We start from the raw sequence: 12,303 nt of genomic DNA, 5'->3' as shown, positions 1-12,303 counted from the left end.
AGTTAAAGTGACCTTACTCTGGTAACAGGCCAAGGGCCTGTCGTAAATTTGAAACTGAAACTGCGTAATTGATTTTTGCAATTGCAGCCTGCCTATTTGCATCCACTGCTTCTAGCTCAATACGTAGTCTTGTGGGCAAATCGGTTTCACCAAAGCGAAATGATTTGTCAAAAAATTGACGTGTTTCATTGGCTAAGTTAGACCTCTTATCTGCAGCGCCAAGCTTCATTTTTGCCGACTTCACTAAAGCCACATTTGACTCCACATTACTTAATGCAGACTCTCGCTCATAGGACAATCGAACCTCTGAATCGACCATCTCAGCAGTAGCACTGGCCAATCTATTGGTATTGCGAGCATCAGAGCCAAAAGGAATTCTTAACCCAACAGCAACTGATTGCTGATACGGAACGCCATAGACTTCACGGCCCTTAGTAGTCCATATTTGCAATTGTGGGGAAGCCCGAGTTTGAGACTTTGCTAGGTCAACTGCTTTTTTAGCAACCTCTAACTGATCTACAAGGGCTGCAACGATTGGCAAACTAGAATCTAGTCCTGACAGGTTTTCAGGAACCTTAGGTAGCGGTTCAATATTTTTAGCAATGTCACCGAATTGAATTTTCTTGAGATACTCACTTCCTAATAAAGTACGCACCCTTTGCTCAGCATTAATTACGTTGGCCTGCGCTTCGACCAAAAAAGCTTCTGATGATGCGAGGGCACCATTGGCCTGATGAAGATCAGCGCGAGATAAGTCTCCAGCCTTAAATCTCTTTTCAACATCAAGAGCTAAGCTCTTTGCATTCTCATTTCTGCGTAGCGCTAAATCAGACTCAATTTTTGATTTCTGGTAATTCCAATAGGCATCCCTTACTTCAGCTGCAATTCTCAATTGGGATAGATAGTATTGAGACAAAAGCTTTTTATATTCAGCATCCGCTAAATTAATTGAGCTTGACCGCTCATTCCATAACCACAGGGGGATATCTAAACCCAGTATGGTTTCACTAGCGCCTTGATTGCTGTTAGTTCTATCGGTCTTTTGCGACACTTCAACCGAAGCTGGGCTTACCAAAAGGCTGCTAGCAATTTTTTGCTTAGCAAGCGCGGCCTCTACTCGATACTGATAGGACTTGTAGTCAGGTTGGCGCTCCCATGAAGATTCATAGAAGGACTTTAAGGTCGATCCACCTTTGAGCTCGGCATTAGCCAGCGCTATTGGCGATCCCAATATAAATACCAATCCAGTAAATTGAATGACGCAGCGACGAACTACGCCCGAATACTCTCGCAACATAAAAACTCCATTTGTTTGTTCAAAACAGAGTTAGCGAGAGGAGAAGAATTAGGTTAAGGCTCTCGCTAACTTAGGCGAGAGCGAGCCAATTGGGTTTTTCGGGGCGGTGAGGAGAAATATCGACTAAAAACTCTACTCGTGCATCTTCATAATGAAAGATGGTAGAGGTAACTGAAATGCTAAAAGTGGAATGCAATGCTGGAGAATGCGCCAAATGACAGACCCCACAATCAGAATCGTAGCTTGCAGAATCGCTAGCAGAGGCAATGCTGACTGGCTTCTCATGCTCGTGATGTGAAACATGAGAAGCTGCTGCCTGCTCTTCTTGGCAGTAAGCAGAAACCGTAGCATAGGATGTTTGTATCGATAAAGCTAGCAGGGCCAGAATTATCAGGATTTTTCTCATTAGCTAATTACAGCATATTTCTTCGTATTTTGCATTTAGAGCTTTTCCATACAAGTCAAATGGATTAATCACTCACATAGCTGCTGTAATGCCACAACCCCCTGAATACCCAATGACTTGGTGGAAGAGGCGGCTCAACAACTTCAGAAGGTCTCTTAGTGGCCGATAGCTCCCATTCCAAGTGTCGGTTAACCCGACAACATAAGCGTCCGGAAACGCGACACTCCAACAAGACGCTGTCGAAACCAATTGATCTCCACCTTACGCCAACCAAACCCGCTAGACCAACCGCCGATATCACATCACTTTCTAAGCAGGTTTAAGCTAATGTTTTGATTACTGTTCAGCACAATTCTTAAGTCTTTTAATCCGTTGGTCGCGAGAGTTCTCGATCGTAAGCGTTACTTAAAGTAACGCTTGCATCTGACCTATGCCGCACGTAGCTCTCGTTCAGCCCGCTTCTTACTTTGATAGCTCGCACTAACTTTAGCGTCAGCCTCAATTAACCGCCTAGTTTCCGCACCACGGAGCTGTTCTGCTGCTTGGATAACCTTTAAGTGACTATAGTGGCGCTCAATCATTACAACACTGGTACCCATTTGCTTGGCTAGGGTATGAATAGGTACTCGGTCATGGGTTAACGCTAAAGTAGCATACGTATGACGTAAGCTATAAAACACTCGCTTTTGATCTGTCTTTGGATCCTTTAACAAGTTGTGATCATCTAAGAAACACATAAACATCTTCTGAAAGGATTCACTGACATCCTCCTTTTGATCCTTAGTCCTAAATACATAATCTTCATTGGTAGGAACAATTAAATCCTTAAGGGGCTCAGTTAAAGAGCTATCAACCCCATAGTTTCTCTGGGCTATACGCTCCAGCACCTTTACTGTGGGCTGCCTACCAATAATTTGCCTGGTGCCTGTTTTTCCAGTAACAGTAAGCTCACAACTACGGTTTAGGTTATGCACTTCTATGCGATTACCATGCTCGTCGATTTGATCTGTTAATGTCGATACTGGGCTCATCATGAAGCGAATTTGCTTCCACTTAATATCCAGTAGCTCAATACCAGGTCTTGCGCCAGTATCGATTAGCATCTCAATATAGTCGCGCATAATTAATCTACGTTCACGACTTGCTTGATTACGAGCAGCATCAATCCAAGGCTCTAGATTAGCTAATAAGGCTTTTAGTTCATGCAATTCAAATGCAGGTCTGCGGTCACTCTTCTTGCCGTTACTGGCTACAAGCTTGGGACGATTGGCTTCGGTTAAGAATCCCCGAATCACCGCTTCATCAAATACCCTGTTCATCGCAGCATTTTGCGTATGTAAGGTACTAGACGTAGGCTCTTTACCCATCAGCTCAATCCGATCTCGATCAAACTGCTCTAGTGCTTCATAGTCAATATTAGTAATCATGCGATTACCTAGCGAGGGAATGATGTAATCCTTGATCACCCGAACGTAGTCTCTATAGATGACTTTGCCTTTGCCAGCAGATAACTCTTGCTCCATACGCTCAATAGCTAGCTTGGCAATATCTTTAAAGCGACGAGTAACAACAGGCAAATTAGAGCGATTACGAATCTGTGCTTCAAAGAAGATTTCTTTAGCCTTATCTTTAGCCAGCTCGATCTTTCGCTCCTTAGTAGAAGCTCTTTGCCAAACTCCAGCAACCTTATAGCGACATTGCCAGATGCCACTGCGCTCACGGCGATAGATCACCAGCTCTCTAGGTAGCAGCTCATGGGTAGTTTCAACGATTTGCGGCATATAGTAACTTTAGTTTCTGTTGGGGGCTTAGGACAACCGGTATCAGGCAAATCGCCAGATCAAGATATCCAAAGAGCAATGGCAATCTCATGGCATCTCTTGGCATTTGATGGGGCCCTCTTGGCAATTTCAGCGTTACTTGAAGTAACGCTTGATAGTTACCCAAGCTCATTGCGCCTCCAGATACATAATCCCGTGCTTTTCTAGTGCATCGCCAATTGCTGCCATTTCAATGCTAGAAAACACTGAATGCCCCAGTCTTTGCTGAAAATAGTCATTCACCGCAAATAACGCACCCAAATCGTCCATATCCAATTCATCGCCAAGATTGATCTTGGCGCTGGCATATGCTGACGTTTTTAAAGTGTCAAAAGAGATCACTTGATTAACTGCAAGATTGCTTTGATTCATTTGCTTCTCCCGTAAATATGGAGCTATCAATATCGATAACTCATATACGTACGATAGGCGTTTTGACCTACTTTTCGGATAAACAATCAATTCAAATCGAGTTTGTTAATGGCTCGCGGAGCCAGGTTAGGACAACCTAATTGGATGAATTACTGGGGGCAATTTAGCTAAAAGAACTTGTGGCTAAGAGTGGGGATTATTGGAGTGGTTTTTGGGGATGAATGGGCGAGCGTTACTTTAAGTAACGCTTGTTACCAGTATTTTCTCAGCTCATGAATATCGAGCTTTCCAAAGCAACTATCCCATAAAGCTTTATGTTTCTCAAAAGTTCTGAATTCAATACGGCGCAAAGCTTCTGCCGCCTTACCATTTTGAGTACTTCTTCTTCCATATTCATCCATTCCCCAAGCTGAACCATCCTTATAGCCAACAACAGTATCAGTAGAAAAACTTACCTTTCTTGGATCTGGCATCAAGAAAAACTTATCACCCAACTTATCCCACATCCTTGATGGCATATATTTTTCTGGAAAGAGCCATTCTTTCTCACTTGAGGCAATATATTTTCGGGATCTTGATTTCAGTATGTAATTAATTGCTATTACATCCTCTTCTTTTAACGCCCGACCTGTTTGTATTTTTCTTAAATCAAATAGAGTCTGTGCGAATTGCCTAGGATTTTCTCTTTCTTTTAGGCGATTAACATCTGGGTTTCTCACATATCCCAAATTTGTAATAACAAGTAACTTAGTTGGCCCCAACGGAAAAATTGTATGCGTTCCTAACATCCCAATCGGAGCATCAAATGGATATTGGCATTGAGAAGATAGCGGAAATAGACTCTTGTTATATGTTGTAAGAGGGTTATCAGAAACTATAAAATGTGTTGGAGAATCTCTGCAATCCAATATTTCCCATATACCCTCCATCCATATCGTGCAGTTAATTTGCCATAACCTAGCCATCCAGAATAAAAGGTCTCGTTTTAATTCAACGCCAACAGTCTTTTTTAGGAAATCAAGTCCCTTAGGCGTCCGCATCTTTTGAGCATCTAAATATCGGACTAAATCCTGAAGCATCTGACCTGACCCTGACGCCATTTCCCAGTTGTTAAAAAATTGGACAGCCTTACTTCCCCTACGATCTATATCGCCGAAAAAATTTCTCTCAAGAATATCATCAGCATCTTTTCCAAAAAATAACGTATACAAATTATCTTCTTGAAAACAACTTACTGGGCCTAATAACTTAATAGAGTTGTGAGTAAAGAATCTCTTTTTATCTATCCAGATTTTTTCAGGATTAAGATCTAATCGGTGATACCTTTTATCTTGAGTTGATTGCGGAATAAAAAGATGCTGATACCACTGAGGCACGTAATGATGAACCGTGGAATTATTTTTACTCATTTAATTAAGATAATGCATATCAGCATATTTAAAAAGGCAAAACCCTCACCATTACTGATGAGGGTTTGCTTTTCTGGTGGGCCCACCAGGACTTGAACCTGGGACCAAAGGATTCCGGTTTGTGTAGCTTTCGCTACTCCCTGGACTATGCCTTCATCATATCGATTGCTCGACTTAGATGGGTGCCGTCTAGTCTCTACACGTTCAAAGTATTTCTACTAAGCTTCGCTCGGCGTTAGCTTGTGCAGCTTTTGGCTGCATTTAGCTTTCTCCGAATTTGACACCATCCCTTATGCAGTTTCCACGCATAAGGCACAACTTTCGCTATGAGTCCTCTGCTCTAACCAACTGAGCTATGGGCCCTAAAACTGTTTTTACTACACACCTTACTGCTGGTGCTTACCACTTCAAAACCACACTAAAACCGCATTTACTACACACCTCGGTTTTTGCTCCGGTGTGTAAGCGGTGTGTAAGCAATTTTGACTACCTAATCGACCACTAACCTCTTGAATCTATTGAGGTCTTTGTCACAAGACCCCTAGGGCTTCTTTCTTATGAGAGCAGAAGCCCAAAGAAAACCACTAGAATTTCAAGAGGTTACAGCGCCTGATTATCGGTGTGTAGCGTTTTGTGTAGTGAAATAACTCATCTTTTAAGAAATAGTCTCTCACTCTTTGGTTTTCGAAACCAGAGGGTTTTTACAGCAACCATTTAGTACTTCGTTGCTCCAAAGCGGCTTTAGCGGATGTTGAGTAGCGTTACTTTAAGTAACGCTCAGAACCTCGTAATCCAGCCCACACACAAACTTTTATGGATCATTAAAATGGTTCAACACTAGTCTGCCCTAGCCCCGGAAATTTCAACTGCCTGCTTCCAAAATGCTAATTCCTTCTTTAAAAATAAACCGAAATCAGCAGGATTCCCCACTAGGTTAGTTGGACTTCCATTATCTTCTAACCAATCTTTTACCTCCGGCGATTGAGAAGCTTTAAGTATTGCAGCATTTAATTTATTAATTATGGATACAGGGGTATTTGCGGGGGCAACAAACCCCGTCCATGCAACAACTTCAAAGCCTGGGTAACCAGATTCGGCAATGGTGGGTATATTTGGTAAAGATTTAACCCGGTTAAGCGAGGATACTGCAACCCCCTTTACCTTTCCACTGGTAATAAAAGGAATTGCTGAAGGTGCATTATCAAACATTACCTGAATACGACCTGAAATTAAATCTGGATAAGCAGCTGACATACCTTTATATGGTATGTGAGTCATATCCATCTTTGCTTGAGCATTTAGCAAAGCACCTGCCAAATGTTGAGTTCCCCCATTTCCTGCTGAACCATAAGAATATTTACCAGGCGACTTATTAATCAGCACCACTAATTCTCGTAAATTATTTGCTGGCACTTCATTGCTTATTAACAATGCTTGAGGATATTTGGCAACCAATGCAATTGGAGAAAAATCTTTAATTGGATCCCACGATAAATTTGGATATACATTTGGGCTGATACCATGAATAGAGCTACTTGTATATAAAAGCGTATACCCATCTGCTGGACTTTTAGCAACTTGTTCTGCGGCAATAGTCCCTGCCGCCCCGAGTTTATTTTCGACTGTAACTGGTTGACCAAGTATTTCGCTCATACGCTTTGCAAATAGGCGGGCAGATACATCAGTAGCGCCACCAGCAGAGAATCCCACTAAAAGCTTTATTGGTTTAGTTGGGTATTCACTTGTTTGCGCAAGTAAATTATTTGCCCATAGGACTACTGAAACTATAAAAATTTTGAATATAGTTTTGCTATCCATAAAAAGCCTCTCAGTAAAAATGTTCTTTACTTCAACAATCTACGCATTACTTTCCCTGTATTGTTCTTTGGTAATGAATCACGGAACTCAATAAGTTTGGGAACTTTGTATGAAGACATATTCTCACGACTCCAAGCGGTGATTTCATCTACACTAATTTGGTTAATAAACTCTGGTTTAAGAACAAAAACCGCTTTTATGACTTCACCTTTATTCGCATCAGGAATCCCAACTACAGCTACCTGATCAACTTTTGGATGCTTTAAGAGAATTGACTCGACGTCAGCAGGAAATACGCTATATCCAGATACCTTGATCAATTCTTTTATTCTTCCCAAAAGAATTAAGTAGCCATCAGAAGTTAGCTTGCCTATATCACCCGTGTAAACCCAACCATTCTTCAGGGTTTCGGCTGTCTTATCATCCTCATGCCAGTACCCCAAAAAATTACCCGGACTTTTCAACACAATCTCACCTTCTTCATCCAACGGCATATCTTTGCCGTCTTGAAGGTTCACAATACGACAAGAAACGCCTGGAAGTATTTTTCCGTTGGTACCAAAACGAATATCTCCTGGGGGCATCATCGAATCCATGGTGTGCGTCTCGGATAAACCATAACCAGATTCACTTGATGGGCACCCACCTGTAATAGATTTCCATTTCCTTGATAGGTCTTCAGACATTGGTATTCCAAAGCTAGATGCAGTTGTCATTCGTAGCGATGAAAAGTCATACTGCTCCACAGTATCCAAGCAAATAATTGCGGCTAGCATTGGAGCAACCCCTTTCCAGTAAGTCACCTTATGCGCTTGAATTGATTGAGCAGTTGATTTGGCATCGAATCGAAAATGCAATACAACTGTACTACCCAGCAGTATTGGAATATTTATTCCAAATAGCATCCCTGAAATATGATAGAGGGGGGGTATTGCCAAAAAAATATCTTCTGAAACCATTTCTCCGAACTTTGCAGTTTCATAACTCTTAAAGAAAATATTAGCTAAAGTCAGCATTGCCCCCTTGGGTCGCCCAGTCGTCCCTGATGTATAAACCAATAAAGCCAAAGCTTGTGGATCTAAATTCTTATCAATCTCACCCGCCGACTCTAAATTAACGGCGGCCATCAGATCAACTGCCTCAGGCGGCATATTTCTGTCGCACCTAACATCCTCTGGCACCCAATAAGTTGGATTTCTAGGAATTAAATCCTGATAATGCACAAGGAACACTTGTCGAATCTGAGTTTGCGGCAAAACTTCTTTTACAAGTGGATATAAATTATCTGCAGCAATTATTAAGTGGGCACCTAAATCATTCAACTGATACGCTAACTCAATAGATTTAAATAGTGGGCTACAAGGACTAACAACTGCTCCAATTTTTTGTATTGCCAAGTGAGCTATTACGTATTGTGGACAATTTTGCATGAATAGAGCAATAGGCTCACCCTTTTTTGCCCCATAACTTCTTAGTACTTTCGCACATTGATCACTTAGGCGATCAAGCTCCGAATAGGTAATTTTATGTCCATACCAAATAATAGCGGGCTTATTTGGCAATTCCTTTGCAAAGAATTGCAATGCATCTGGTATGGACTGAATCCACTCCGGGAGGACTGGAAAACCCATATTACTCAACCTTAATTTGCTTTGAGATAATTAGCTTACCAATCGTCTCAGACTCAGATCGCACTTTAGATAAAAATGCTGCTGGAGTACTAGCAATTACTTGGAATCCATCTGCGGTTAAACGGCTTTTGATCTCAGGGGACTCTAAAGTATTTTTCATGGCAGTAAAGACTTTATTTTGCACATCTTTTGGCAAGCCCGCAGGTCCCACTAAACCTATCCAAGAGCTCGCCTCATATCCAGGTAACGATTCACCAATTGTCGGCAAGTTTGGAAATTGAGATACTCTAGTCTTACTACTTACTGCCAACGCCTTTAGTTTTCCCCCATCTTTTATTTGACTCATGATTACAGGCATTGTTGTAACTACATAATCCACCTCACCAGCCATTGCCGCAGTCAACATTGGGCCACCACCTTTATAGGGCACATGCAAAGCATTAATTCCGGCTTTATCAGCGACCCCTAATGCATTTAAATGATTAGAGCCACCCGTACCCGACGACCCATACGTAACACCATTTGGGCGAGATTTTGCATAAGCTATGAGTTCTGGTGTCGTATTAAATGGGGCTGATTTGGCCGTTGCTAACAACATCGGAGCAGACACCATCTCAGTTATATAGTCAAAAGATGTAAATGTGTCATAGGGCAGCTTATATAAATACTGATTTACTGCTTGTGAATCAAACACCATTAGCAGGGTATATCCATCAGGCTTTGCCTTAGCAACTTCTGCGGCACCAATTGATCCACTAGCGCCACCCTTATTTTCTAACACAACTGATTGACCCATTTGTTCTGAAAATTTTTGACCTATTATTCTCGCTACATAATCCACTGAACCCCCTGGAGGGAACGGAATGATTAATTTCACAGGGCGATTAGGATAATCGTTTGCAAGCGCCAATTTAGGCAAAAATAAATTTGTAATAGCAACCACAAAAATAAGCAAGTATTTGTAAGTCATTTTTCTCTCTCCCACCAACACATCGTTAAGCAAAATTAAAGTACATATCTTTTTTTAACAGCGCCACTTATTCTTTCATTCATCATCTCCACAGTTCCATCGGTATAACTTAATAGTTTCGCTGCGGCTAAATGTCGCGCCAATGGATATTCAGCCCTTAATCCATTTGCTCCCATGGCCTGCATACACGCAGCAACGCCACTAAGCGTTTGCTCATTGCCAAATTTTTTGGCAATCGCCGCTGAGTCAAGCGCATCCTCTCCACGCATAATTTGCCGCGCACCTCGATAGGCCAAAGATCTCATTGCCTCTAAACTTGTCGCAACATTTGCTAAAGACCAAGCCAATCCTTGAAATTCCAAAATAGATTTTCCAAATGCCCGCCTATTTTCTCCGTATTGAGTTGCGATTGATAATGATGATTCAAGCATCCCCGCATTCATGGCGGTGACGTGAATTCGAGCCCTATTTACACCTTGTAAAGCTGTTTTGAATGCTAGTCCTGGTGCATATAGCACTAATGCATCTGGCACAAAATAATCGACTAAACCATAACCCCCTACTCCTGCCGCATGAGCGCCATGCAATTCATATCCCGCTTGGCGAATAAATCCTTCTTTGTCGCCAAGAACTACAAAACAGGCAATACCTTTTGAGCCCAAAGACGTGTCAGTTTGAGCATAGGTTAGACAAACATTAGCGTCTGTGGCATTTGTAATCCATCCTTTTTTACCATTAAGAATCCAACCGCCAGCAACCTTCTTAGCGACGGTTTTTAATGAAGAAAAATCGCTACCAGCCTCCGGCTCACTCATTGCAGTGCAACCAATAAGATCTCCCGTTAGCATGCTGGCGATAAGCTCCCTGGAATGATCTGAGGGTGACAGTTCGGCCACCCGAACCAATGCATTGTGATGCTGTATTAAAGCGAAAGTGAATGCTAAGTCAAATTTACTCAATTCTTCGGCAATGCGCATTTTTGTGCCAAATGAAAATCCTGGGCCCCCAAAAATTTGTGGCAACTCAATAGATCCAAATCCCCTTTGAATTGCTTGACGCAACTCATCGATAGGAAATTTTCGCGTGTACTCCCACTGCTTTGCATTCGGTGAAATATTGGTCGCACCGAACAGCTTTGCAGATTCCAATAGAATCAGCTCGCCAGGCAAAAGAGATTGATCAAATTCTTCAGTAAGCGTCATGTCATTAGCAGCCTTTAACCGTTCAAACAACTAAAATTTAATTTTAATTACTACTACTTTTCCATATAGGCGGCCGTTTTTCAATAAATGCACTAATCCCTTCGCGAGCGTCATGCATTTCAAGATTTTTTTTCATAACATCACTCGCATAAGAATAGGCATCATCTATTGATAACTCTGACTGGCGATAAAAAGCCTCTTTACCTAAGGAAATTATGGGGTAGGATTTTTCTGCAATTTTTTTTGCCATTGATAAGGTGTAATCTTCCAATTCGTCTGGCTCAACAACTTCATTAATAAGGCCAAACCGATAGGCCGTATTTGCATCTATCAGATCACCTAAAAGTAACATCTGCATGGCGTGCTTATTAGATATATTTCTGGAAACCGCAACCATTGGTGTTGAACAAAATAGACCAATATTGACACCAGGGGTTGCAAATTGTGAATTGGTCGTAGCAACTGCTAAATCAGCGCTAGCAACAAGTTGTACGCCTGCTGCTGTAGCGTAACCATGAACTTGAGCAATTACGGGCTGAGGAAGTCGTAACATTTTTTGCATCAATACCGTGCAATTAGCAAACAGCTTTTCTGAATAACTTAAATCAAAATTTTGGCACTTCATTTCCTTTAGATCATGGCCGGCACAAAATGCAGTTCCGGAACCAGAAAGAATAACCACCTTGATTGATTTATCTTGCGCAATTAATTCAAACTGACATTGAAGTGCAGAAATCATCCCCAATGACAAAGCATTTCGAGACTCCGGTCGATTCATGGTGAGAATTGCAATTCCATCCCAATCACGTCGAAAAACATACTCTTTTTCGCCCATCAAAACATCTCCCCAAAGGATTACTAGCCAAGGCTTTTATATTTATATTTGTATTGCTAACATTTCAGCGCTTGCGCACTCAATACTATTTGCAAACAAGGTCATAACAACCTCTATTTTTCGCCCAACAATACTTTTGAGACTACCATTTATAGTGAGTTCAACACCTATTGGAGTTGGGCGCAAAAACTTTACAGCCAAGGATCCAGTTACAAATCTTATTAACTCCTTACTTTCACCCACCCCTTCCTTTATGAGTCGATTGGAAAATGCTGCAGCGGATGCGGTACCATGGCAATCAAAAAGAGATGCGATCATTCCGCCATATACATGATCGGGAACGCCTCCACTATATTTCCGTTCAACGGTAAATTTTGCAATCGTATCCACCCCATTCCAATAACTTTTAAGCTTATGGCCAGCTGGATTATTTTTACCACAACCATAGCAATGACTATACTCATCGGCATATTTATCTTGAAATGGTTCATTCATACTGAGCCTTAATCGAGCTCAACTCAAAATGCACTACAAAGTATGTGT

At 41.6% G+C, this 12,303-nt stretch carries 11 protein-coding genes; all 11 read right to left on the bottom strand.

What is annotated here, in order from left to right:
- Positions 1-13: 13 nt before the first annotated feature.
- On the bottom strand, positions 14-1,297 hold the full coding sequence (locus tag ICE93_RS04140) for a TolC family protein (protein WP_015421833.1): 1,284 nt from the start codon (positions 1,295-1,297) through the stop codon (positions 14-16).
- A gap of 70 nt (positions 1,298-1,367) precedes the next feature.
- Positions 1,368-1,703 (bottom strand): hypothetical protein, encoded by a 336-nt coding sequence (locus tag ICE93_RS04135; RefSeq protein ID WP_015421834.1) that lies wholly within the window; start codon positions 1,701-1,703, stop codon positions 1,368-1,370.
- A 428-nt stretch (positions 1,704-2,131) separates the two neighbouring features.
- Positions 2,132-3,484: a hypothetical protein gene (locus tag ICE93_RS04130; RefSeq protein ID WP_216185854.1), complete on the bottom strand. Its 1,353-nt coding sequence runs from the start codon at positions 3,482-3,484 to the stop codon at positions 2,132-2,134.
- Between the two features lie 168 nt (positions 3,485-3,652).
- A complete protein-coding gene (locus ICE93_RS04125; RefSeq protein WP_062310554.1) occupies positions 3,653-3,895 on the bottom strand; it encodes a hypothetical protein in 243 nt (80 codons plus the stop codon).
- A 251-nt stretch (positions 3,896-4,146) separates the two neighbouring features.
- On the bottom strand, positions 4,147-5,304 hold the full coding sequence (locus tag ICE93_RS04120; protein ID WP_216185852.1) for a DUF4238 domain-containing protein: 1,158 nt from the start codon (positions 5,302-5,304) through the stop codon (positions 4,147-4,149).
- 837 nt (positions 5,305-6,141) lie between these two features.
- Positions 6,142-7,122: a tripartite tricarboxylate transporter substrate binding protein gene (locus ICE93_RS04115; RefSeq protein WP_216185850.1), complete on the bottom strand. Its 981-nt coding sequence runs from the start codon at positions 7,120-7,122 to the stop codon at positions 6,142-6,144.
- Positions 7,123-7,148: 26 nt separating this feature from the next.
- A complete protein-coding gene (locus tag ICE93_RS04110) occupies positions 7,149-8,753 on the bottom strand; it encodes an AMP-binding protein (protein WP_216185848.1) in 1,605 nt (534 codons plus the stop codon).
- A 1-nt stretch (position 8,754) separates the two neighbouring features.
- Complete coding sequence (locus ICE93_RS04105) at positions 8,755-9,723, bottom strand: tripartite tricarboxylate transporter substrate binding protein (RefSeq protein WP_216185846.1); 969 nt, start codon at positions 9,721-9,723, stop codon at positions 8,755-8,757.
- 35 nt (positions 9,724-9,758) lie between these two features.
- Positions 9,759-10,955, bottom strand: a complete 1,197-nt coding sequence (locus tag ICE93_RS04100; RefSeq protein WP_216185844.1) for an acyl-CoA dehydrogenase family protein — start codon at positions 10,953-10,955, stop codon at positions 9,759-9,761.
- 13 nt (positions 10,956-10,968) lie between these two features.
- Positions 10,969-11,760: an enoyl-CoA hydratase gene (locus ICE93_RS04095; protein ID WP_216185842.1), complete on the bottom strand. Its 792-nt coding sequence runs from the start codon at positions 11,758-11,760 to the stop codon at positions 10,969-10,971.
- Positions 11,761-11,802: 42 nt separating this feature from the next.
- Complete coding sequence (locus ICE93_RS04090) at positions 11,803-12,255, bottom strand: PaaI family thioesterase (protein WP_216185840.1); 453 nt, start codon at positions 12,253-12,255, stop codon at positions 11,803-11,805.
- Positions 12,256-12,303: the final 48 nt, after the last annotated feature.

Origin of the sequence: Polynucleobacter sp. MWH-HuK1, from assembly GCF_018881815.1 — a bacterium.
Taxonomy (GTDB): domain Bacteria; phylum Pseudomonadota; class Gammaproteobacteria; order Burkholderiales; family Burkholderiaceae; genus Polynucleobacter.
The sequence above is the reverse complement of the archived record's forward strand: the minus strand, read 5'-3'. Positions and strand labels throughout refer to the sequence as shown.

Excerpts from the sequence above, each read along its gene's own strand:
- ICE93_RS04095 (WP_216185842.1), bottom strand. The coding sequence starts at position 11,760 with ATGGGCGAAAAAGAGTATGTTTTTCGACGTGATTGGGATGGAATTGCA.
- ICE93_RS04115 (WP_216185850.1), bottom strand. The coding sequence starts at position 7,122 with ATGGATAGCAAAACTATATTCAAAATTTTTATAGTTTCAGTAGTCCTA.
- ICE93_RS04105 (WP_216185846.1), bottom strand. The coding sequence starts at position 9,723 with ATGACTTACAAATACTTGCTTATTTTTGTGGTTGCTATTACAAATTTA.
- ICE93_RS04135 (WP_015421834.1), bottom strand. The coding sequence starts at position 1,703 with ATGAGAAAAATCCTGATAATTCTGGCCCTGCTAGCTTTATCGATACAA.
- ICE93_RS04130 (WP_216185854.1), bottom strand. The coding sequence starts at position 3,484 with ATGCCGCAAATCGTTGAAACTACCCATGAGCTGCTACCTAGAGAGCTG.
- ICE93_RS04110 (WP_216185848.1), bottom strand. The coding sequence starts at position 8,753 with ATGGGTTTTCCAGTCCTCCCGGAGTGGATTCAGTCCATACCAGATGCA.
- ICE93_RS04140 (WP_015421833.1), bottom strand. The coding sequence starts at position 1,297 with ATGTTGCGAGAGTATTCGGGCGTAGTTCGTCGCTGCGTCATTCAATTT.
- ICE93_RS04120 (WP_216185852.1), bottom strand. The coding sequence starts at position 5,304 with ATGAGTAAAAATAATTCCACGGTTCATCATTACGTGCCTCAGTGGTAT.
- ICE93_RS04090 (WP_216185840.1), bottom strand. The coding sequence starts at position 12,255 with ATGAATGAACCATTTCAAGATAAATATGCCGATGAGTATAGTCATTGC.
- ICE93_RS04125 (WP_062310554.1), bottom strand. The coding sequence starts at position 3,895 with ATGAATCAAAGCAATCTTGCAGTTAATCAAGTGATCTCTTTTGACACT.